This window comes from Cytophagia bacterium CHB2 (assembly GCA_030263535.1).
Lineage (GTDB): Bacteria > Zhuqueibacterota > Zhuqueibacteria > Zhuqueibacterales > Zhuqueibacteraceae > Coneutiohabitans.
This window is the reverse complement of the sequence record SZPB01000067.1, coordinates 1-21,534: the sequence shown is the minus strand read 5'-3', so window position 1 is coordinate 21,534 and position 21,534 is coordinate 1. Positions and strand designations below refer to the sequence as shown.

The window sequence follows — 21,534 nt, the reverse complement described above, 5'->3', positions numbered from 1 at the left end:
ATTTAAAATCGGAGTTGAAAGCAACTGGTGGCAAATATCGCTGGCGCGTGATCGTTTTCTGTTATGGCCGGACGGCCGTTCAGCGGCACAGTTGGTGTACAGCCGCTACCAGGATTCGTTTAAACGAAATCCGTATGCGTTATCCGCTTACTTTCATCATAAGATTGAATTGCCCGGGTTTCTTGCCACGCTGGGTTTGCGCACGGAATATTTTTCGGCCAATGCCAAACCCGCGCGGCTGCCTTCGGAACATATCGTCGCCGTGCCGAACGATTCCATCACAACCCCGCACTATGATAAATTTCAGCTCACGGTCGCGCCGCGCCTCGGCATTGCCATTCCGATCGGCAACATCGAGCATCTCGCGTTGAATTATGGCTGGTTTTATGAGCTGCCCGCATTTTATTATTTGTACACGAATCCCCAGGGCAACGTCTCCGCGCGCTGGCCGATCTTCGGCAATACCAACATTAAACCGATTCGCGCCAAGGCCTGGGAATTGACCTACCGCCGCGTGCTCGCCGAGCATTCGACCTTCTCGCTCACCGGCTTTTTACGTGACTTCGACAATCTGATCGACACGTTTCCTTATGATACCGAACAGACCGCGGTCAGCGACAAACTGCAAACCGTGTTTCGCTATGAGAATCGCGCAAAAGCGAGTACCAGCGGCATCGAGGCTGCGTATTGGCAGCGTTTCGGCCGGATGTTTACCACCGGGCTGAGCTATACCTATTTGACGAGCACGGGCACCGGTTCGTGGCCGGAAGCAACGTTGTTGAGCCGGGGCCGGCATGAGACCACGAATGCGTATTGGGAAGAGCCGCTGGCGTGGGATCAACGGCATGCGTTCAAACTGCACTTTGCCTATCACACACCGAGCGGCTATCTCGTCAGTCTGCTCTCGCGCATCAACGGTCCGGCCACAGCCGTCGAGTGGCTCAGCGACGCGCGCACCGAACTGGGCTGGCGGCATTTTCTCGATTTGAAAGTTTCTGCACCGGTGTTGCACGGGCTGGGACTGAACGTATTGCCGTTTCTCGAAGTGCGCAATTTATTGGATCAACGCAGCGTTGATCCCGAACAAGGCGGCATCGATTTCAGCCAACCTTCCCTGGAGTTTGAAGAGCATCACGGCCGGAGAATTTGGGTGGGTATTAGCTACAACAAGTGATGCGCCCCCGAGAAATACCGCCCGGGCGCTGAGGCGGCAAACATGTCAAACCCTTTCGCAAGTGTTCATGTTTGAATCATAAAGCGCCCGGACGGTGTTTTCTCTGAAAAATACCATATCTTGCCATCGTTTTCTTTCCCGCCGGCAAAAATTTCCTCAAGCTTTTGCGACCAGATACTTTTCAGAAATAAGCGATTGGCCTATCAAAAACAGAATAAAATTTTAAAAGTGTTTCGCCCCCGGAAATAAAATCCCACTGAAAAGGTTTTGCTTTTTTTGCGGGATTTCAATTTTGTGGGCGGAGCTTAAATTTGCTCGATGAGCTTCAGAGATTTCTTCGAAAGCTGCAATTTTTAAAGCATGCCTCAGCGCAGTCATGGGTTTTTACTCTTGTCGCTGAATCATGCCGATTGCAATTCACCACGCCCTGCCATACCAATTCGCCACAATCTGTTCCGCCGGCTTGTTGTTGGGAGTAAATTCGTTGTCTGCCGGGCCGCCGTAGTCAAGATAGCTCGGCCATTTCCACCAATAAATGCCGCGACACCAGAACTTTCCGGCCAATGCCTGAAACATGGCTTCATAGCATCGCGCTTGATCATTCAAATTGACTGGACTGCCGCGTACTTCGGCATGCGGCTGTTTCCAGGGCGCGTTGGTGCTGGTGAAGCCGATTTCCGTGAACAACACCGGTTTGCGAAAACGCCACGCCACCGCGGCAATGCGCTCGACCACGGCCGTAGCGCCCGCGCGTAAATCCGCATCACCGGCATTGTCTTTTTCACTCAACGGATAATAACAATTCACGCCCATGAAATCGAGCGCGTCCCAAAACGCGAGCTTCTCGAACTCGTTTCCCCAATTTGCGGCATAGGTCATCTCGCCGCTGTAAAGGCGGCGCAGCTTGGCGATCATCGTGCGCCATTCCTGTTCGTGTCCGACGGTGGCTTGTGATAGTTCCACACCGAGGCAGAGGATTTCCATGTCATACATTTCGGCGAGCAGCGCATAATGCCGGATCCAGCGGTAATAATAGTCGAAGAAGAGTTGCCATTCTTGCGGCGCCGTCATGGCAATATCGCCGGGCCAACTGCCGCGCCCGACCCAGATGTGCGGCTTGAGCATGACGGCCATGCCGAGCGCATGCGCGCTGTTTGCGGCGTGTATCACGCTTTCATCGTTCTCACTGCCGGCGCTGCGCCACAAGCGGAAAAACTCCGGCTTTTGCGGATTTTCTATGGAAGTAAAGGGCGTGAGCGACACTGCATTCGTTCCCAGGCGCGCGAGTTTAGCCAACGCCTCATCGGATTTGCGCGACAGATAGCCGTTGTGAATTTGATAGCCTTCATGCGCGTGACAGAAACCTTTCTGAAAAGAGGTTGCTTTGGGAAATTCTCTGCGCCTTGCCGCAATTGCCGCGCGATATTCCCCGGCGATTGTCGACAGAAATCTGTGCCATCCCGTTTCCAGCGCAGCCGCTTCTTGCGGGGCGGGCGACCAGTGCGCGTAATTCTGCAGAAATTTTTCACGCCCCCAAGCTTCAAGCAAAAACGCCACCAGCGTCGCGGCCAGCGGTTCCATCACCAGATCGGATTCATTTTGCAACATTTGATTGTCGAGCAAATCCGTCAGCGCCGGCATATTGCCGGAGAGAAAAAGCTTGCTGGCCCAAAAGGCATAGCCGCGCTTCCGCCAATTCTCCGAGAAGTAAATGCGCAAACCGGTTTCCAAAACCAAATGTTTCGGCGCGCCGAGGTGCAACCGCAGCAGCAAATCCGACTCATGCGCGGCCTGCGTTCCGCTGATCCAATCGCCCAGCATGACATGCACTTCCCGGCGCGTCAGATCGCAATGCGCCAGTTGCGTATTCGAGGTGATCAAGCCTTTTTCTTCAAAGCTTGCATAAAGATGATAATCGATTGCCGGCAGCGCTGCCGCGTTTCCCCAAAATGCTGTGAGGCGCTGATAGTTTTGCTCGCAGGTTGAAGCAAGCCGGTCAAGCGTTTCTGCCGGCGGCGTAAAACCGTGCGTATGAAAACGAAAATGCGCGGTTTCTTTGGCGAGCTTCGTCTCTGCCGCAAAATCATGATGATTGGCGCTGTCGAACGCCCAGCGCCGGCCTTCCTCTTGCGCAAAACTTCCCAAAGCAATACAGTTGCCGCGGCGGACAATGCGATAATCACCGCTTTGGCGAAACTGCTCGAAGGCCAGGACTTCGTCATCGCGGTTGCCGGACAGCACTTGCAGCGGCACTTGCGGGTTCTCGGGATTGGGATAAAACAAAGAAATCACATCGCTGGAATCGCGGTAGGCTTTGCCGAAAAGCTCGAAACCGCCGTCTTCGAACTTGACTGGCAGGCGCGCGGACAATTTTTTCAACCAGTGATTGGAGGCGGGCGTGCCTACGAGATAAACCGCGTTGTTCTTGAGATCCTCGCTGGTCGTCTCGCGGTCGCTTTTGATTGTGACACTCAAGCGGCGCGAGCGGTTTTTGTAGTTCTCGGCAAAGGCTTGATAACGCGCGGCGAATTCCGGCCGGCTTGCGCCATAAACAAACAACAAGCGCCGTTCGCGAAACAACCGCTCAAATAATTCTTCGCGACCGGGCCAATTGCGGTGATCCTCCTGCTTCACGCGCGCGCCGCCGAGATAATAAACACTCGCGATAATAATAATCAGAAGAGGAATAATGTGTGCGAGGCGAAAAGATTTCATGAACCGGCCTATGGCAGATGTTGAAGCGCATTGGTTATTGTGAAGGGGGAATGAATCACATTCATTGCTAAAAATCAATCGAAAAGCAACGAGATGAGTGAACGCCTAAGCTAAAAGAGCGCAGTTTGACGGATGTGTCAAACGCCACTTTCACGAAGTCTCCGGGCGGAATTGTTTCATGGCAAATTGAGATATTGTGCAAAGCTCGAATTTCCCCTTGACATTACGCCCATGCCTGACTAAATTCCGCTTCCAATTTTTTAACAGATGTGTCATGAGCCGGGTTCGGCTCCCTCTTGCAGATGCGCTGTGAGTTATTTGCTATCCCGAGCGAGCGCGAAACGCGCTTCTTTTTATATCCTCTTCATGCTGTCGAGTTGGAGTTGTGGCGAGCGCGAACAATCGGCGTCCCTCCCCCAAAGAGAAGCCCGGGCGCCGGCCCCACCCCCCGCAGCAACGAGTGAAATCCTCGGGCGCGTGAACTTTGCCGGCACACCGCCGGCACGCCCCTTGATCCGTATGAGTTCGGATCCTGCATGTTTGTGTAACGGATTAAACACCATGGCGTCGGAGGAGATTATTGTCAATGACAATGAAACCCTTCGTAATGTATTTGTGTATATCGCCGAGGGCGTCGCTCACAAATATCCCAGTCCAGCCGAGCCGGTCGTCCTGAATCAGGAAGGCTGCCGCTACACGCCGCGCGTGTTCGGCATTCAAATCGGCCAGCCCTTGCAGATTTTGAATAGTGACAACACGATGCACAATGTTCACGCGGCCTCACAACAAAACCCGCCGTTCAATCTCGGCATGACGCGCCACACCAAGCAATTGACGCGCACGTTTTCCCGCCGCGAGATTATGATTCCCATTCGCTGCAACGTGCACCCGTGGATGGCTGCCTACGCGGGCGTGCTCGAACATCCGTTTTATGCGGTTACCGGGGAAAATGGCAGTTACCGTCTCGGACCGTTGCCGCCCGGAGAATATGTGGTCACCGCCTGGCATGAAAAGCTGGGGCGAAGCGAGCAACGCGTGACGCTGGGTGATTCGGTGAAACAGGCTGTCGATTTCGCTTTCAAACAAAACGATTCTCTGCCGGAATGATTGTAAGCACTCACATTTGATTCCAGGCAGGGAGAGCGCTGGCAGGCGCAATGACCAACTCAATCAGTCAAGGGAGGAGAAACCTTCATGCTCGATTGGCTTCCGGAGAATGTGTCGACTTACGGTGGTAGAATCGACTTTTTTTTCTACGTCATCTACTACATCACCGCAGGCGTCTTTTTTCTCGTCGCGGGCGCGATGTTTTATTTCCTTGTCAAGTATCGCCACCGCGAAGGCCGGCGCGCGGTTTATTCGCACGGCAACACCACGCTGGAATGGATTTGGACCAGCGCCACCACGGTGGCGATGCTGGTGCTCGCGCTGGTCAGCAAACCGTTGTGGGGCGAGATCAAGCAAAGCCGGCCCGCGCCGGATGTGCAAGTGCGGGTGGCGGGCAAGCAATTCAACTGGCAAATTGTTTATCCCGGGCCGGATGCCCAATTTGACACCGCCGATGACTATCAAATCGACAATGATCTGCACGTTCCGGTTGACGCCGTGGTGCATGTGCATTTAAGCTCGCTCGACGTCATTCACAGCTTTTTCGTGCCGCAATTGCGCCTGAAACAAGATGCGGTGCCCGGCCATAACATCACCGCGTGGTTCCAGGCCACCAAGCCCGGCGTTTATGAAATTCCCTGCGCCGAATTGTGCGGCTTCGGCCATTCCGGCATGAAGGGCACGCTTTACGTCGATACCAAAGAAGATTATGACGCATGGGTGCAACAGACCTGGCCGCCCGCGGAAGAAGAAGCGGCCCCCGCCGATCTGGCGCCCGCAGAAAATGAACAATGAAAACCAACCTCAATGCGTTAAATCGACTGGAGAGAGAAAATGGCGCATGCACATGCGGTTTCAACTGAAGAACAGAAGCAACGGCGTTTATTCGGCGAGGTTTTCAGCGCGTTCATGATTGTGGTCGGCGTGTTGTTTGTGCTGGTGACCTTGCTGACCAAGCCGGAAAGCGGATTTCTCGCGCGCCTGGCATTTGGCGTGGTTTCGATTATCAACGGCGTGTTGACGTGGCGGCGCGCCAATAAATTGTTCGGCGCATTGCCTTTGCTGTACGGCGCGATCTGGGCCGTGTGGGGTTTGATGCACGGCGCGGGCGGCGCCTCGCTGATGGGATTTACAGATTTTCTGGTGGGATTCGCCTATTTTGTCGGCGGCCTCGGCAGCCTGGCGGAAGCGAATCCGCACGGTTTCATTGGCACCTATCTCATTTCGCTCGATCATAAAATGATCGGTAAGCAATTTCTTGCGGTGGGTTTGCTCATGATGATTTTCGGCGGCGGCTTTGCGCTGTTGTTTCGCTGGCAGCTTGCCTATCCTGATCAACCGCTGCCGTTGATTGGCGCTTCTGCGGAATTTCTGGAAACCGGCGAGCCGAAAACCGGCATGGACAATCTGTGGATGGAATGGATTCAGAAAGATGACAGCGAAAAGAACTGGCTCGCGAAGAATATGCCGATGGGCGCGGTGGCGCCGGCGTTTTATAACTCGCTGTTCACGATGCACGCGACCATCATGATTTTCTTCGTGGTCATGCCGATTCTCGTCGGTTGTTTTGGCAACTTTCTCATACCATTAATGATCGGCACACGCGACATGGCGTTTCCCGTGCTCAACATGCTTTCATTTTGGATTGCGGTAGCCTCAGGCGTGATCATGATGGCGGGCTTCTTCGTTCCCGGCGGGCATGCCGCAGCGGGATGGACCTCGTACACACCGCTGTCCGCCAATGCCGCCTGGACCGGGGTGGAATTGGGACAGGCGTTATGGTCGTTCAGTTTGATCGTGCTCGGCGTATCTTCGCTGATGGGTTCGATCAACTACATCACCACCATCATCAACATGCGCGCGCCCGGCATGACGCTGTTCCGTATGCCGCTTTCGGTTTGGTCGCTTTTCATCGTTGCCATTCTCTTGCTGCTCGCCTTGCCGGTGTTGACCTCGGCGCTCGCCATGCTTTTGTTTGATCAAACTCTCGGCACCAGCTTTTTCGATGTGAAGGGCGGCGGCGAGCCGTTGTTGTGGCAGCATCTCTTCTGGTTTTTTGGCCATCCCGAGGTTTATATTTTGATTTTGCCGGCAATGGGCCTGGCCTCCGAGATTCTGCCGGTGTTCTCGCGCAAACCGATTTTCGGTTATCGCGCCATGGTCTGGGCCATGATTGCCATCGCATTCCTGGGCTGGATCGTGTGGGGCCATCACATGTTTCAAAGCGGCATGAATCCTCGACTCGGCACCACCTTCATGGTTTCGACCATGTTGATCGCCGTGCCTTCCGCCATCAAAACGTTTAACTGGCTCGGCACCCTGTGGGGCGGCAATATTCGATTTTCGGTGCCGATGTTGTTCGCGCTCGGCTTTGTGTCGATGTTCGTGATCGGCGGTTTGAGCGGCATTTACATGGCCTCGACGCCCGTCGATATGTTCATTCACGACACGTACTACATCGTCGCGCACATTCACTATGTCGTGTTCGGCGGCAGCATTCTCGGCATCTTCGCGGGCTTGTACTACTGGTTCCCGAAAATGTACGGCCGCATGATGAATCAAACCTGGGGACATGTGCATTTCTGGCTGACGTTTGTTTCGTTCAACTGCACGTTTTTCCCCATGCACATTCTCGGCGTCGGCGGGCACATGCGCCGCATTGCCAATCCGCTGCAATACGATTTCTTGAAGCAATTTCAGGGCATGAACGAATTCATTACCATCAGCGCGTTTGTGCTCGGCTTCACGCAAATCATCTTTGCGGTGAATTTTATCTACAGCATGTACAAGGGCAAAAAAGCCGAGAACGACAATCCCTGGCGCGCCAATACGCTGGAATGGACGGCTGCCACGCCGCCGCCGCACGGCAATTTCGAGAAAATCCCGGTGGTTTATCACGGCGCTTATGAGTTCAGCGTGCCGGGCGTCGAAGAAGATTACGTGCCGCAAACCAGCAGAACGCCTGTGCCGGCAGGCCACTGAACGCAACGGCGCGCGGCGAACCTCATTCACAAGCACCAACGCGAGAGTGACAAGGAACAGCGATGAAACCGGCGGAGCTTGCGACACAGAATGTACGATTGCTGAAAATTCTGTTGGGCGTATTGGCATTTTTAGTAGTCGTGACGATTGTGAGTGTTATCGTTTTGAACTAATGCCGGGCCTCTTTGCCATGTCATCAATTACGTCGCCGCCCTTTGCCGCAAGCGCGGTCGCTTACGAATGGCGGTCGCGCGCTGAAGATGAGGTTATCGCGCTCGATCACTTTTCCGGCGATCCGCCGCCCATCACGCCCGAGTTGCCTTATGGTCCGGACGATAACGGTCGCGATGATGATACCGAACCCAAGCCGGTAGGCAATGCCGTGCTCGGCATGTTGCTGTTTCTGGGAACGGATGCGATGTTTTTTGCCACGCTCATCGGAGCGTTCATCGTCTTTCGTACCAGTGCTGTGAATTGGCCGCCGCTCGGGCAACCGCGCTTGCCGGTGGCGGTCACCGGCGTGAATACCGTAATTTTGTTGCTCAGCGGCATCACCATGTTCGCCGCGTATCAACGCATCCGGCGGGGTGAGGGCGCCGGCTTGGTCAAGGGACTGGCGGCTACGGCTCTGCTCGGCGTGACGTTCTTATTCATCCAGGGCTCGGAGTGGATCAAGCTCATTGATTTTGGCTTGACCTTGTCCTCGAGCGTGTACGGCGCAATTTTTTACGTGTTGATCGGCTGTCACGCCCTGCATGTGCTCGGGGCTGTGTTGTGGTTGGTGATCGTCTGGCGGCGTGCCCAGCAAAACCAATTCACCGCGCAACGCCACACGCCGGTGCAGCTCTGCAGCATGTATTGGTATCTCGTGGTCCTGTTGTGGCCAGCGCTTTATGCTTTAGTGTATTTGAATTGAGGTACAGGGAGGCGCGCTTGCAAGCATGTTATTTCTCGCAAAACGCTTAGAGAATTCACGCGCAAGCATTCTGACAGCGCTGGATTCTTGGTTTCACATAGTTGAGAAAAACCGCTTTGATCGTTTCAACGCAGGCAGACGCGACTTGAGTATCGAAAATATTCGCGCGCTATCTAAGCGTTTTGGCGCGTCACCCGCAAGGTTTATTTGATCTGAGATTATTGTGATGAAGAAAACGGTAAAAGTTTTTTGTTCCGTGCTCACGCTGTTCCTGCTGGCGCTTCCCATCATTACCCATGCCTGCCCCGGTTGCGCGGAAACGGCGAATGAATCGCTGGCGCGCGGTTTCAACAACAGCATTCTTTTTTTGATGGCGATGCCGTTTACCATCGTCGGCGGGGTGGCGTTATGCCTGGTGGTTATGCATCGCCGGCAGCAACTGGCAATGAAGACAAACGCAAAGGTATCACCAATAACTTCTGAAAAAGAGGAGGAAAGAACTTGAGCCACGCAACAGCCCATGCTCATGCAGTCGATCCCGCAGAATCGCCCTTAACGCCTGAAAGTTGGGGCAAGCTCGGCATGTGGATTTTCCTGGCGGGCGACGCCATGTCATTCGGCGCTCTGCTCGCAGGCTATGGCGCGCTGCGTTCCGGCGCGACGGACTGGCCGAATCCGCTCGAGGTGCTCGGCATCAACCTGACCGCGTTCATGACCTTCCTGCTCATTTGCAGCAGCGTGACCATGGTAAAGGCCCTCTCGGCCGTCAAGCGCGGCGACCAGAAAGGGCTGCGCAATTTTCTTGCGCTCACCATTCTCGGCGGCTTGATTTTCCTCGGGCTGCAGGCTTATGAATGGACGCATCTGATGACCGCGCAGAACGTGACTTTCACCAGCAATCCCTACGGCAGCTATCTCTTTGGCACAACGTTTTATGCCATCACTGGCTTTCACGGCGCGCACGTTACCGGCGGCGTGATTTACTTGAGCGCGATTTTGATGAACAGCTTGCGAGGCCGCTATTCCGCTGCGAATTACAATGGCGTGGAAAACGTCGGGCTCTACTGGCATTTCGTCGATCTCGTTTGGATTTTGGTGTTCACGTTCGTGTATCTCATTCAATAGCCCCAGGAGAATTTCCATGTCTGCCGCTCATCAAGAACCGAATTACATGGCCGTTTTTGGCGCGTTGTTTCTGTTGACGATTCTCGAAGTCGGCGCCGTGTACCTGCCCATCGGCAGAATCGGTGTGGCGGTCATCTTGATTCTGCTCGCACTCAGCAAGGCTGCACTCGTGGCGATGTACTTTATGCATTTGAAATTCGAAAAGCGCACGCTTGGCATCATTGCGCTGACGCCCTTGGTTCTTTGTACGCTGCTGATCATCGCGCTGCTGCCGGATTTGACCGGCACACCGCGCAGCTCAGCAACCAAGAAAGCCGAGGCTGCGGCGCAAGCCGAGGCCGAGCCTGCGCCCGATGCTCAATGAATGTCTTTTACTATGTGATGTTTGAATCATATGAATACGCATGAATCGAATGGCCGCAAATGGCTCCACCGTTTTGCGCTGTTGGTGGTCGGAGCCACGTTTGTTTTGATCTTTATCGGGGGCCTGGTCACCAGCACGGATTCGGGGCTTTCCGTGCCGGATTGGCCGACAACGTATGGCCACTTTATGTTTTCGTTTCCGCTTTCGCAAATGGTGGGCGGCATTTTGTATGAACACGGCCATCGCATGGTTGCCACCATCGTCGGCATGCTGACGATGATTTTGGCGATCTGGCTTTGGCGTGTTGAACCGCGTGCGTGGGTGCGAGGCCTCGGGTATGCGGCGTTGGCCGCCGTTATTTTGCAGGGAATCCTCGGCGGCCTCACCGTTCTGTTCTTGCTGCCCACTGCGATTTCCGTGGCGCATGGCACGCTGGCGCAACTATTTTTTTGCCTCACCATTTGCGTGGCGCTTTTTACCTCCCCGGAGTGGCTCAAACCGCGCGTGCGAACCGATGACGTGCAGCGCCCCTCTCTGCAAACCTTGACGATCATAACAACGGCGTTGGTGCTGCTGCAACTTATCCTGGGCGCCGTGATGCGCCACACCAAATCGGGTCTGGCGATTCCGGATTTCCCGTTGGCATTCGGACAGGTGATCCCGCCTCTTGACTCGCCGCAAATCGTGATACATTTCGCCCATCGCGTTGGCGCGTTGCTGGTCACCGCTTCGATTGTTTGGACCGTGGTTCGCATCTTTCGCAAACATCGCGAGGAAGCCTTGCTGCTCAGCCCGGCGTTGTTGCTCACCGGCGCGATCATTCTGCAAATCACCCTGGGCGCGCTGACCATCTGGACGCAAAAAGCCGTGACGCCGACCACCATGCATGTCGCCACTGGCGCATTGATTTTGGGCACGAACGTGGTGCTAGCGCTGCGCGCGAGGCGATACACGGAAATTCCGGAACGGATTCCGGCCGCCGAAAAAATGGGAAAAATCATTCCACAGGCGGGGTAGAGGCTTCGGCAAAAGAGATGTTTGGGGTATTCAAAAGTTTGTTTATATCGGGATAACCAAGATCAGAAGAAGAGAATGTTGCATGCCTTCAGATATGTTGGACAAAACCAAGGTTTTTTCCCTACTGCAAGAACACAAAGATAGAATTCGAGGGTATGGCGTCTTGCAGCTAGGCCTTTTTGGCTCATTCGTTCGCAACGAGCAACAACGAGATAGCGATATCGATCTTTTGGTGGAATTTGGAGCGGGCCAAAAAAATTTTGATAACTTCATCCATCTCGCCTTTTTTTTGGATGATCTGTTTGGAAGGCCGGTTGAGCTTTTAACACCCGAGTCGATAAGCCCCTATATTAGGCCTTATATCATGGAAGAGATTGAATATGTCTCTTTCGCAGCTTGAATATTTACGTCACATTTTAGACGAAACGCAGTACCTAATCGGCAAGTCGCAGAGCTTGCCGCGCCGGCAATTTCTGGAAGATGATACGCTGCCACGAGCGTTCGTGCGAAGCTTGGAGATCATCGGAGAAGCGGTAAAAAATCTACCGCATGAATTTCGCCAAAAACATCCTGAGATCGACTGGAAAACAATTGCTGGCATGCGCGACAAGCTCATTCATGGTTATTTCGGAGTTGACTATGAGCTCGTCTGGGATGTGGTTCAGAATAAAATTCCCCGTCTCCAAAACGACATTGAAGCGATCATTGACCGTGAGATGAATGGTATATCGTAGATGAAAACAAAGAATTCAATGGGTCCGAAAACGATGCGTGCAACGCTGAATCATCCCAAACCTTTTTTTGATTACTTCGCCCTCACCAAACCCCGCGTAACCCTGATGGTCGTGCTGACGGCCCTCTTTGGTTTTTATCTCGGCGCGCAGGGCGAGATGGATTTCATCCTGCTCTTTCATACCCTGCTCGGCACCGCGCTCGTCGCCGGCGGTACCAGCGCGCTCAATCAATATTTCGAGCGCGACCTGGACGCAAAGATGTTGCGCACGCGCCACCGCCCTTTGCCCGCGGGGCGTCTCACGCCCGGTGCGGCGCTGGCGTTCGGGGTGAGCATATCCGTTCTGGGCATCGTTTACTTGATCATGTTGGTGAATGCACTAACCGGACTGTTGGCCGCGATCACACTCATCAGTTATGTGTTTCTCTATACACCCTTGAAACAAAAAAGCTCGCTCTCGACCATCATCGGCGCGATTCCCGGCGCATTGCCGCCCATGGGCGGCTGGACAGCGGTACGCAACGAGATCGGCGTCGAAGCGTGGATTTTATTTGCGATTCTTTTTCTCTGGCAGTTGCCCCATTTTCTCGCGATTGCGTGGATTTACCGCGACGATTATGCGCGCGGCGGCTTTCGCATGCTCACTGTGATCGATCCGGAAGGCGGCAGTGCGGGACGCCAGATCATTGCCAACTGCATTGCGCTGCTCTCGGTTAGCCTGCTACCCACCTTGATCGGCCTGACAGGAATCGTCTATTTTGTTACGGCGCTGCTGTTGGGCCTAGCCTTCTTGAGCGCGGGAATTGGAGTGATCGTTTCGCGCAATGTCGCCGCCGCCCAACGCTTGATGCGCGCCTCATTGGTCTATTTGCCGGCATTGCTCGGCGTCATGGCCTGGGATAAGACTTTTTAGATCGACACCAAAATTATTATGACAGCAGATGAACGCGCGCAGTTTATCGCGCAATACCAAGACGGCTATAACCAGGTTGCCGCAGCCTTGCAGGGCATCAGCGCGGAAGAATTGGATTATCGTTGGTCGCCGGCAAAATGGTCTGCGCGCGAGATCGTGCATCACCTGGCGGACAGCGAGATGACGAGCGCGATTCGCCTGCGCAAATTGTTGGTCGAAGAGCACGCCCAAATTCAAGGCTATGATCAGGAAGAATTCGCGCGGCGGTTGCGCTATCGCGAGCGGCCGATCGAAGCCTCGCTCGAGGCCTTCAAAGCCGCACGCGCCACGACTGCCCAGCTCCTCGATTTGATGACAGAAGCTGATTGGCAGCGCGCCGGCCATCATAGCGAAAGCGGCGCCTATTCGGTGGAAACCTGGCTGCGCATTTACGCCGTGCATGCGCATAATCACGCCGACCAGATTCGGCGGAACCGCAAAGCGTATCTTACTGCTTCCACAAGCGAAGGGCATTTGTGATTTCCGTTTCCGACCTTCCTCACCTCAATGCCGCGTTAAACTCGGCGAGCGCGATCTTTCTGCTGCTGGGTTATCGTTTCATTCGCCGCAAGCGCATCAAGCAGCACAAGATCTGCATGCTTACCGCAGTGACGGTTTCAATATTGTTTTTTATTAGTTATCTCATTTATCACTATAACGTCGGCTCGCGACCTTTTCAGGGCCAGGGTTGGATTCGCCCGGTTTATTTTGCCATCCTGCTCTCACATACCGTTTTGGCCGTGGTGAATGTGCCGATCGTTATCGTCACACTGATACGCGCCTTCCAGGAAAAATTCGACCAACACGCCCGTTTAGCCTCTCGTTTCACGTTTCCGCTCTGGTTATACGTGTCGGTTACCGGGGTGATCGTTTATGCCATGCTTTATCATCTCTAAAATCATCTTGCTCCCGCCTCGGAAGTTTGCTACTTTAAGCCGGCATCATTGATTATCTGCCTCCAGCTTCATTTCACATAAGCGACCCAATCTTCAAAAATAAAGGAGGCGACTATGGAAGCCTGGCTGGTCTGGCTGATCCTTGGTATCGTTCTTTATATTCTAGAGATATTCGTGCCCGGTTTGATTCCGGCATGCTTCGGTTTGGGCTGCTTTGCCGCAGCGATTACGGCGGCGTTGGATTTCAATTTCACCGCGCAGATTGTCGTGTTTACGGCTGTGACATTCATCGTGTTTGTGTCCATTCGTCCGGTCTTCCTCAAACTCTTGAGCAGAACCAGGAATCATGTGACCACCAACATCGACCGTCTCGTCGGCATGGTTGGCATTGTGACGGACGAGGTTTCCAATCTGCAAGGCTGGGTAAAGCTTGAAGGCGAGGTGTGGAACAGCCGGAGTGAAGACGGGCAAACCCTGCCGTCCGGAACGTTCGTGCGCGTTGTGCGCGTGGAAGGTAACAAATTGATCGTGACGGCAAACGGCATTCATCAAAAATCGAACTAAGGAGGGAGCGATGCAACCGTTACATTGGTTTGTTTTGGCGTTGGCGCTGCTGGTCGTTCTGATGGTTATTCGCGGTTTGCGTATCGTGCAGCAGGCGGAAGTCGTAATCGTCGAACGGCTGGGAAAATTTCATACCACGCTCACCAGCGGCATCAACATCATTTGGCCGTTTATCGACAAGCCGCGTAAAATCATCTGGCGCCATATCGTGTCCGGAACCGCCGACGAGCCCGCGCACTATACGCTGCGCGAGTTGGATCGCATCGATTTGCGCGAAAGCGTTTATGATTTTCCCCGCCAAAACGTTATCACCGCCGATAACGTGCAGATTGAAATCAATGCGCTGCTCTACTTTCAGATAACCGACCCGATCAAGGCAATTTATGAGATCTACAACCTGCCTGATGCCATCGAAAAATTGACGCAAACGAGTTTGCGCAACACCACCGGCGAGTTGTCGCTCGATCAAACCTTGACGAGCCGCGACACGATCAATCAAAAGCTGCGCATTTTGCTCGATGAAGCCACGGACAAATGGGGCGTGCGCATCAATCGCGTGGAGCTGCAGGATATCGTTCCCCCGCCGGATATTCGCATCGCGATGGAGAAGCAAATGCGCGCCGAGCGCGATCGCCGCGCGATCATTCTCGAAGCCGAAGGTCAGAAACGTGCGGTCATTCTGCAAGCCGAGGGCAAGCGTGAAGCACAAATCGCGGAAGCCGAGGGCGGCAAACAATCCGAAATGTTGCGCGCCGACGGCGAAGCCATTGCGATTCAGCGTGTCGCCAACGCCGAGTCTGAAGCCATTCGTTCAATTGCCAAAGCCGTGGGCGAAGGCGGCGCTGATCCTACCCAATATCTCATTGCCGTGAAGTACATCGAGGCATTGAAGGAAATGACCACAGGCACCAACAATAAAGTCGTGTTTATGCCGTTCGAGGCCACCGGCATTCTTTCCGCCATCGGCGGCATTCGCGAGTTGTTGAAAGAGAATACTACCAAATCGCGTGCGTGACACGCAAGCAAGGTGCTGGTTGCTTTTTCTCAGCGCCGGTTTGTCTTGCGCCTTCATTGATTCCCTCTCTGCCCCGAAAGATAGTATTCGTGTACCCCGGACAATCGGCTCTTGGCCGCACGCCGATGCTGCCCGGCGCTTTTGTTTCCGGCACGAAGTTTTTCAAGCACCCGGCAAGCCGGGAATCGACGGAACCATGAGCTCGCGGGCCTTGGCCGGCATTGCGGCAAACAAGGTATTCCTTTTGCGGGCCACATGCCGGCCGGCGTGAGTGCGGCAGAAGCTTCCGCGGCCGGCCAAAGCAGCATCGAGCATCTCGGCGGCGGCCGCATTCACGAAGCGTGCTATGTTTTTGAAACGGAAACGCCGGGAGCTTTGCCAAGCGATCCTGATCCTTCGTTGACTGCAAAATTACAGGAAATGCTGGCCAGCTTTTGGGAGGGCAATCATGATCCCGAGCTTCTCACGCCCACGCTCAATGCCTGGTTGGAATCGGAGGCCGGTAAAGCCATTCTCAAATCCGTGGCCGCCGAACTAGGCAAGCTGCTGTCACTCACGTTTCGCAAAGAAACTTTCAAGGACAGTGCACGCGTGATTCACGGCAAAGCCGTTTTTGAAAAGAAAACACGGTTCTACAAATTTCCGGTAACCGCAGCAGGCAAGATTGACTGGCTCGCCGATGAGGCGAAAATCTACAGTGAAACCAGGGCCGCCGGGTTGTTTGCGCGGTTCAAACAGAACGGCACCTGGCAATGCCCGACGCTGACGGCGCTGCGCGCGTTTCACCGCGCCGATCCCAACGTTATGAACGATCCGCGCCTCAAGTACGTCTCGCCGTGGCTGCAAATGATGATGCACCCCAAGAACGATCCCCGTTATAAAAACTGGACGGTGCTCGAGTTCGACTGGGCGAAGCAAATCTATCAGCTCGATTCCGCATTGCTGCGCAAGATGAAGGATGCCGGGGTGGAGTTTTTGGCGGGAACGGATTCGATTCTCGATTTTTGCTTTCCGGGATTCAGCCTGCACGACGAGCTGGCATTGCTCGTTGAAGCCGGGCTCACGCCGATGGAAGCGCTGCAAGCAGCGACTTGCAATCCCGCCAAGTTTCTCAATATGGCGGATTCACTTGGCACGGTGGAGAAGGGGAAAATCGCCGATCTCGTTTTGCTGGAGGCCAACCCGCTCGACGACATTCACAACACGACAAAAATCGCCGCGGTTGTGCGCGACGGAAGATTGCTTCGGCAAACCGAGCTGCAAGAACTGCTGGCGGAAGTTGAAGACGCCGCCAGTAAGAGAAAATTTTGAAAACGCGTTCCAATTGCGATGATCGGAACGACGATATCACCTTGAATCCGAACAACGCGACGGGGCATGGCAAGTGTGGCTGGAAAAAGCTTATGAATCGTCCAGCTTGCTGAATATGCTGAAAGTCGATCCCGAGTTTGATCCGCTGCGCGATGAACCGAGGTTTCGGTATATTTTAAGGAAATTGAGGTTGGATTGAGAGGCCGATTTACCGGAAAAAGTATGGAGGGAAAGAATGATTATGGCGAGTTTGATTCGGCACTTTCAGCTCTTAACAAAGCTAGAAACTCATCCGGAGTCAGAATCTTCATAAGTTTGGCGGGATAATCCTTTTTGTTGCGCGTGATAAAATAACCGCTTTTTACTTCCAAGGCGGAGTAGTATTGCATGGCATCTTCAAAATCAGAAATATCAGAACTCAAGGCCGAGTCAACGACTTTCTCCACCAGTGGCGCGGCTTTCAGTACGATGCGAACCTTTTTCAAAATCGCAATCGCTTCATCCCGATCCAGCTCCTTTTTGAGCAGATAAAACAGGACCGGATAACTCAAAGCGCCGAGGCAACCCCTGAATTGTTTGGTCTCAGCAAGGCTGAACACCCGCGCTGAAGCGGCATAAAAAGGCTCTCGTTTAAGAAAAATGTCCAGAATGATGTTGATGTCAAAGAAAATGGTTTTCACAGATATTTTTCCTCGAGATGATCGCGGTACTCTTCTCGCAAGTCTTTGTGGCGGGAAGCCTTCTGAAGAACGCCGGTAATCTCCGAAAGTATCGGCGTCGGCTCAAACGCCGTCTTGTTTTTGGATGAGGTCGTTTTAACCGATATGATCCGCAGATAATCGGCCACCAGTTTGGACAGACTGACGCCCTGTTTCTGCGCGTATTTCTTTGCGGCACGGATGATGTTTTCGTCCATGCGCAACGTGAGCTTTGTTTCCATTTTTTCTCCTTAATAATTGACGTATAAAATGTACGCCGGTATACGTCAAATAGCAAGGGTGAATTTCATGCGCAACCAAAACATTCTCCACTACAAGATCCTCGCCAAGCTCGGCGAAGGCGGCATGGGCGTCGTCTACAAAGCCGAGGACACCAAGCTCAAGCGCCTTGTCGCCATCAAGTTTCTGCCGCGACAAACTTCCGCTAGCGCAGAAGAGCGAGAGCGCTTCAAGATCGAAGCGCAGGCCGCAGCGGCGTTGAACCACCCCAACATCGCCACGATTTACGCCATCGAAGAAGTCGACGGTGACATTTTTATGGTGATGGAATTCATCGATGGGAAAGAGTTGCAGCAAGTTGCAAGTGGCAGGTTGCAAGTGGAAAAAATCATTGAGATAGCCACACAAATCGCCGAAGGCTTGCAAGCCGCGCACGCCAAAGGCGTCACCCACCGCGATATCAAATCCAGCAACATCATGGTAACGGAATCAGGCCAGGTCAAAATCATGGATTTCGGGCTGGCGAAGATTGCAGGCGGCGCGCAGCTCACGAAGGATCATTCCACCCTCGGCACGGCGGCGTACATGTCGCCGGAGCAGGCGCGCGGCGAGCCGGTCGACCATCGCACGGATATTTGGGCGTTTGGGGTGGTGCTGTATGAGATGTTGACTGGGCAGTTGCCCTTTCGTGGCGTGTACGAGCAGGCGGTGATTTATTCGATTTTGAATGAAGAACCGAAGGCAATTGCCGATTTGCGCGATGGCGTTTCGACAGATTTGGTGCAATTGGTACAAAAGACGCTGAACAAAGACGCAGATCAGCGCTACCAAAACATGCAAGCATTGCTGGCAGATTTGCGTCAACCGGTTTCCGCGCCCATCGTTTTGCCCAAAGCAGAAAAATCCATCGTCGTGCTGCCTTTCAAAAATATCAGCCCCGACCCCGAGAATGAATATTTCAGCGACGGCTTGACCGAGGAAATTATTGCCGATCTCTCCAAAGTACAGGCGCTGCGCGTCATCTCCCGCACCTCGGCGATGAAGCTGAAGGCAACGGACAAAGACGTTAAAACCATTGGCCGGGATTTGCAGGTGCAGTACGCGCTGGAAGGCAGTGTGCGCAAGGCCGGCAACAGCCTGCGCATCACGGCGCAGTTGATCGACGCTGCGACCGATGCGCACCTGTGGGCGGAAAAATACAGCGGCACGCTGGACGACGTGTTTGACATCCAGGAAAAAGTTTCGCGCGCCATCGTTGACGCGCTCAAAATGAAGCTCAGTCCGGAAGAGCAGCAAAAAATCGCCGAGCGCCCGATTGCCAACGTGCAGGCGTATGATTTATACATTCGGGCGCGGCACGAGATTCTGCAATTTTCCGCGGAGGGCTTGGAGCGCGCATTGAAGCTGTTGCAGCAAGGCCTGGAGCTCGCCGGGGAAAACGTGTTGCTACTCGCCGCCAAAGGTTATGCGCATTGGCAATTTTTCAACGCGGGCATCAAGGCCGAAGAAGCGGTTCTGCAAGAGGCGGAGCAATCCGTGCAGCGCATTTTCTCTTTGCAGCCGGAATCCGTTTACGGCTATCGCCTGCTCGGCTTGATTCAAGTCAGCCGCGGCAATCCGCGCGCCAGCGTGCGCTATTTCGCGCGCGCCTTGCAGATCGATCCCAACGATCCGGATTCATTGATGTGGCTGACGCTGATTTATTCCACCGTGGGCCGAAGCGCGCTGGCAGAGCCTTTGATTCAAAAGCTGATCGCGATCGATCCGCTCACGCCGTCGAATTACATGTTCGCTTGCGCGCCGCCGTTCTACGACGGCCGGTTCGCCGAAGCGCTCGAGTCCATCCGCGCGTCGTATGAATTGGACTCGGAAAATATCGCGCATCGCTTCTTCTATTTTTTTCTGCTGCTGTTGAACAAAAATTTCGACGAGGCGTTCGCGCTGGTGGATTTGATGCTCAAAGATGCGCCGGAGCATTTTTATACTCGCTTGGGATCGTTTTTGAAATTTTCCATCTCAGGCGAAAAAGAAAAAGCGCTCGACGCATTGACGCATGACATCAAAATTGCCGCGCGCGCCGACTGGCAATACTCGACACTCGTCGCGGACGGCTTCGCGCTTTTAAAGGAGAAAGAGCAGGCTTACGACTGGCTGGAAAACGGCGTCACTTGCGGCTTCATCAATTATCCCTATCTCGCCCGCCACGATCCCTTCCTGGAAAATCTTCGCGGCGAGGAACGATTTGAAAAACTGATGGCCAAAACGAAAGTGGCTTGGGAGCACTTCGAGGGATAAAAAACGATCAGCAAACTGTTTACATAATCGCATTCTAGGGAAACTCGGCGAAGACGGCAGGTTTTCACAGTATGGGCAAAACTAAAGTCTCGGGTGGTTGAATATGGCAAACCAGAGCCAAATCCTGCCTTACCGTGCGGAAGATGGTAAAACGCAAAACCAGGTCATATTGCGAGACGAGACGGTCTGGCTGACCCAGGCACAGATGGCGGAGTTGTTTCAGAAAGATGTGCGGACGATCAGCGAGCTTTTGCGCCGGCCGGAGATGCGTCTGATAACTTTAACCGGTCCCGGCGGCACGGGTAAAACGCGGCTCAGCTTGCAGGTTGCAACCAATGTGCTCGCGAATTTCGACGATGGGGTGTTTTTCGTTTCACTCGCGCCCATTAACGATCCGGCGTTGGTGTTATCAACAATTGCCGAAACGCTCGGCGTCATCACCAGTACCTTGCGCTCGCTGTCGGAAAGCCTCATTGCGCATGTGGCTGAAAAAAGACTGCTGCTTGTCCTTGACAATTTTGAGCAAATCGTGGCCGCGGCGCCGAGTGTGGCGGAATTGTTGGGCGCCTGTCCACAACTTAAAATTCTGGTTACCAGCCGCGTCGTGTTGCATCTCACTGGCGAGCACGAGTTTGCAGTGCAGCCGCTCGCCACGCCTGATCCCAAGCAATCGCTTTCCCTCGAAGCGCTCACCCATTTTGCAGCGATCGAGCTGTTCAAACAACGCGCCCAATCGGTCCAGCCGGAATTCGCCATCACTGACGAAAATGCCAAGGCCGTTGCCGCCATTTGTTATCGCCTCGACGGCTTGCCGTTGGCCATCGAGCTGGCGGCAGCGCGCCTCAAAATATTTTCACCGCAGACGATTTTGACGCGGCTTGAAAAGCGTTTGGAGCTTTTGAAAGGCGGGCCACGTGACGTGCCGGCGCGCCACCAAACGTTGCGGCAGGCGATAGCGTGGAGCGACGATTTGCTCGAGGCCGAAGAAAAAATTTTGTTCCGCCGGCTCGCCGTGTTCGCCGGCGGTTGCTCTTTGGAAGCGGCGGAGGCGGTTTGCAGCGCCAGGCATGATGTTGCCGGCCCGGCGTTGGATGGCATTGCCGCTTTGGTTGATAAAAGCCTGCTTCGCCAGGATCGGGCGGCGGATCGTGAGCCCAGGTTCATGATGCTCGAAACCATACGCGAATACGCGCTGGAGCGCTTGCAAGCGAGCGCAGATTGGGAAGCAACCAGACGTGCTCATGCGCATTTCTTTTTGGCGCTGGCGGAAAGGGCAGAGCCGCAGCTAACCGGATCCGAGCAGAAAGCCTGGTGCGACCAATTGGCAAGAGAACACGGCGCGTTTGCGGCGCGGCGCGCTCGGCGACATCCACTGCCGAAGCCGAAAGCGTTTGAGTTTTGTACGATTTGAAGGACAGCTAGCGCGCGCC

22 protein-coding genes are annotated in these 21,534 nt (G+C 54.1%); 19 read left to right on the top strand and 3 right to left on the bottom strand.

Annotated elements, in window-relative coordinates:
- Positions 1–1,174: TonB-dependent receptor (locus FBQ85_09110; protein MDL1875310.1), on the top strand; the 1,174-nt coding region annotated here is incomplete at its 5' end.
- 417 nt (positions 1,175–1,591) lie between these two features.
- Here FBQ85_09110 and FBQ85_09105 read toward each other — a convergent pair.
- A complete protein-coding gene (locus tag FBQ85_09105) occupies positions 1,592–3,889 on the bottom strand; it encodes a hypothetical protein (protein MDL1875309.1) in 2,298 nt (765 codons plus the stop codon).
- A gap of 561 nt (positions 3,890–4,450) precedes the next feature.
- Between FBQ85_09105 and FBQ85_09100 the strand changes: the two genes are divergently transcribed.
- The 16 genes from FBQ85_09100 to FBQ85_09025 all read left to right on the top strand — a co-directional run bounded on the left by FBQ85_09100 (position 4,451) and on the right by FBQ85_09025 (position 16,871).
- Complete coding sequence (locus FBQ85_09100; protein MDL1875308.1) at positions 4,451–4,996, top strand: hypothetical protein; 546 nt, start codon at positions 4,451–4,453, stop codon at positions 4,994–4,996.
- Between the two features lie 87 nt (positions 4,997–5,083).
- Positions 5,084–5,791: a cytochrome c oxidase subunit II gene (gene coxB, locus FBQ85_09095; protein MDL1875307.1), complete on the top strand. Its 708-nt coding sequence runs from the start codon at positions 5,084–5,086 to the stop codon at positions 5,789–5,791.
- Between the two features lie 327 nt (positions 5,792–6,118).
- Complete coding sequence (locus FBQ85_09090; GenBank protein MDL1875306.1) at positions 6,119–7,978, top strand: cytochrome c oxidase subunit I; 1,860 nt, start codon at positions 6,119–6,121, stop codon at positions 7,976–7,978.
- Complete coding sequence (locus FBQ85_09085; GenBank protein ID MDL1875305.1) at positions 7,902–8,894, top strand: heme-copper oxidase subunit III; 993 nt, start codon at positions 7,902–7,904, stop codon at positions 8,892–8,894. Before FBQ85_09090 ends, FBQ85_09085 begins: the two co-directional genes overlap by 77 nt.
- A gap of 226 nt (positions 8,895–9,120) precedes the next feature.
- A complete protein-coding gene (locus FBQ85_09080; protein ID MDL1875304.1) occupies positions 9,121–9,399 on the top strand; it encodes a hypothetical protein in 279 nt (92 codons plus the stop codon).
- Complete coding sequence (locus FBQ85_09075) at positions 9,396–10,019, top strand: cytochrome oxidase subunit III (protein MDL1875303.1); 624 nt, start codon at positions 9,396–9,398, stop codon at positions 10,017–10,019. The genes FBQ85_09080 and FBQ85_09075 overlap by 4 nt, the downstream gene beginning before the upstream one ends.
- The gene (locus FBQ85_09070; protein MDL1875302.1) at positions 9,934–10,383 is read left to right on the top strand and encodes a hypothetical protein; all 450 of its coding nucleotides are present in this window, start codon (positions 9,934–9,936) and stop codon (positions 10,381–10,383) included. Before FBQ85_09075 ends, FBQ85_09070 begins: the two co-directional genes overlap by 86 nt.
- Before the next feature lie 30 nt (positions 10,384–10,413).
- Positions 10,414–11,400 carry a heme A synthase gene (locus FBQ85_09065; GenBank protein MDL1875301.1) on the top strand — a complete coding sequence of 329 codons (987 nt, stop codon included), beginning with the start codon at positions 10,414–10,416 and terminating at the stop codon, positions 11,398–11,400.
- Positions 11,401–11,494: 94 nt separating this feature from the next.
- Positions 11,495–11,800: a nucleotidyltransferase family protein gene (locus FBQ85_09060; GenBank protein MDL1875300.1), complete on the top strand. Its 306-nt coding sequence runs from the start codon at positions 11,495–11,497 to the stop codon at positions 11,798–11,800.
- Positions 11,781–12,134, top strand: coding sequence for a DUF86 domain-containing protein (locus tag FBQ85_09055; protein MDL1875299.1), 354 nt, complete (start codon positions 11,781–11,783; stop codon positions 12,132–12,134). The genes FBQ85_09060 and FBQ85_09055 overlap by 20 nt, the downstream gene beginning before the upstream one ends.
- 18 nt (positions 12,135–12,152) lie before the next feature.
- A complete protein-coding gene (cyoE, locus tag FBQ85_09050) occupies positions 12,153–13,046 on the top strand; it encodes a protoheme IX farnesyltransferase (GenBank protein MDL1875298.1) in 894 nt (297 codons plus the stop codon).
- Between the two features lie 18 nt (positions 13,047–13,064).
- Positions 13,065–13,565: a hypothetical protein gene (locus FBQ85_09045; protein ID MDL1875297.1), complete on the top strand. Its 501-nt coding sequence runs from the start codon at positions 13,065–13,067 to the stop codon at positions 13,563–13,565.
- On the top strand, positions 13,565–13,981 hold the full coding sequence (locus FBQ85_09040) for a DUF420 domain-containing protein (protein MDL1875296.1): 417 nt from the start codon (positions 13,565–13,567) through the stop codon (positions 13,979–13,981). Before FBQ85_09045 ends, FBQ85_09040 begins: the two co-directional genes overlap by 1 nt.
- A gap of 114 nt (positions 13,982–14,095) precedes the next feature.
- Positions 14,096–14,545 carry an NfeD family protein gene (locus FBQ85_09035; GenBank protein ID MDL1875295.1) on the top strand — a complete coding sequence of 150 codons (450 nt, stop codon included), beginning with the start codon at positions 14,096–14,098 and terminating at the stop codon, positions 14,543–14,545.
- A gap of 10 nt (positions 14,546–14,555) precedes the next feature.
- Positions 14,556–15,560, top strand: coding sequence for an SPFH/Band 7/PHB domain protein (locus FBQ85_09030; GenBank protein ID MDL1875294.1), 1,005 nt, complete (start codon positions 14,556–14,558; stop codon positions 15,558–15,560).
- Positions 15,561–15,815: 255 nt separating this feature from the next.
- Positions 15,816–16,871, top strand: a complete 1,056-nt coding sequence (locus FBQ85_09025; GenBank protein MDL1875293.1) for a hypothetical protein — start codon at positions 15,816–15,818, stop codon at positions 16,869–16,871.
- A gap of 239 nt (positions 16,872–17,110) precedes the next feature.
- On the opposite strand, the gene FBQ85_09020 is transcribed toward FBQ85_09025, so the two are convergent.
- Positions 17,111–17,557, bottom strand: a complete 447-nt coding sequence (locus FBQ85_09020; GenBank protein ID MDL1875292.1) for a PIN domain-containing protein — start codon at positions 17,555–17,557, stop codon at positions 17,111–17,113.
- The gene (locus FBQ85_09015) at positions 17,548–17,811 is read right to left on the bottom strand and encodes a hypothetical protein (GenBank protein ID MDL1875291.1); all 264 of its coding nucleotides are present in this window, start codon (positions 17,809–17,811) and stop codon (positions 17,548–17,550) included. The genes FBQ85_09020 and FBQ85_09015 overlap by 10 nt, the downstream gene beginning before the upstream one ends.
- Positions 17,812–17,839: 28 nt before the next feature.
- Between FBQ85_09015 and FBQ85_09010 the strand changes: the two genes are divergently transcribed.
- Together FBQ85_09010 and FBQ85_09005 are read left to right on the top strand one after the other, a co-directional pair.
- Positions 17,840–20,104 carry a tetratricopeptide repeat protein gene (locus tag FBQ85_09010; GenBank protein ID MDL1875290.1) on the top strand — a complete coding sequence of 755 codons (2,265 nt, stop codon included), beginning with the start codon at positions 17,840–17,842 and terminating at the stop codon, positions 20,102–20,104.
- Positions 20,105–20,207: 103 nt separating this feature from the next.
- The gene (locus FBQ85_09005) at positions 20,208–21,515 is read left to right on the top strand and encodes a hypothetical protein (GenBank protein ID MDL1875289.1); all 1,308 of its coding nucleotides are present in this window, start codon (positions 20,208–20,210) and stop codon (positions 21,513–21,515) included.
- The last annotated feature ends 19 nt before the right edge of the window (positions 21,516–21,534 follow it).

Bases quoted from the DNA above. Each gene is read 5' to 3' on its own strand.
- FBQ85_09060 (MDL1875300.1), top strand. From the start codon at position 11,495: ATGTTGGACAAAACCAAGGTTTTTTCCCTACTGCAAGAACACAAAGAT.
- FBQ85_09065 (MDL1875301.1), top strand. From the start codon at position 10,414: ATGAATACGCATGAATCGAATGGCCGCAAATGGCTCCACCGTTTTGCG.
- FBQ85_09080 (MDL1875304.1), top strand. From the start codon at position 9,121: ATGAAGAAAACGGTAAAAGTTTTTTGTTCCGTGCTCACGCTGTTCCTG.
- FBQ85_09035 (MDL1875295.1), top strand. From the start codon at position 14,096: ATGGAAGCCTGGCTGGTCTGGCTGATCCTTGGTATCGTTCTTTATATT.
- FBQ85_09010 (MDL1875290.1), top strand. From the start codon at position 17,840: ATGTACGCCGGTATACGTCAAATAGCAAGGGTGAATTTCATGCGCAAC.
- FBQ85_09085 (MDL1875305.1), top strand. From the start codon at position 7,902: ATGAGTTCAGCGTGCCGGGCGTCGAAGAAGATTACGTGCCGCAAACCA.
- coxB (MDL1875307.1), top strand. From the start codon at position 5,084: ATGCTCGATTGGCTTCCGGAGAATGTGTCGACTTACGGTGGTAGAATC.
- FBQ85_09090 (MDL1875306.1), top strand. From the start codon at position 6,119: ATGGGATTTACAGATTTTCTGGTGGGATTCGCCTATTTTGTCGGCGGC.
- FBQ85_09025 (MDL1875293.1), top strand. From the start codon at position 15,816: ATGCCGGCCGGCGTGAGTGCGGCAGAAGCTTCCGCGGCCGGCCAAAGC.
- FBQ85_09100 (MDL1875308.1), top strand. From the start codon at position 4,451: ATGGCGTCGGAGGAGATTATTGTCAATGACAATGAAACCCTTCGTAAT.
- FBQ85_09070 (MDL1875302.1), top strand. From the start codon at position 9,934: ATGGCGTGGAAAACGTCGGGCTCTACTGGCATTTCGTCGATCTCGTTT.
- FBQ85_09055 (MDL1875299.1), top strand. From the start codon at position 11,781: ATGTCTCTTTCGCAGCTTGAATATTTACGTCACATTTTAGACGAAACG.
- cyoE (MDL1875298.1), top strand. From the start codon at position 12,153: ATGGGTCCGAAAACGATGCGTGCAACGCTGAATCATCCCAAACCTTTT.
- FBQ85_09045 (MDL1875297.1), top strand. From the start codon at position 13,065: ATGACAGCAGATGAACGCGCGCAGTTTATCGCGCAATACCAAGACGGC.
- FBQ85_09015 (MDL1875291.1), bottom strand. From the start codon at position 17,811: ATGGAAACAAAGCTCACGTTGCGCATGGACGAAAACATCATCCGTGCC.
- FBQ85_09005 (MDL1875289.1), top strand. From the start codon at position 20,208: ATGGCAAACCAGAGCCAAATCCTGCCTTACCGTGCGGAAGATGGTAAA.
- FBQ85_09105 (MDL1875309.1), bottom strand. From the start codon at position 3,889: ATGAAATCTTTTCGCCTCGCACACATTATTCCTCTTCTGATTATTATT.
- FBQ85_09030 (MDL1875294.1), top strand. From the start codon at position 14,556: ATGCAACCGTTACATTGGTTTGTTTTGGCGTTGGCGCTGCTGGTCGTT.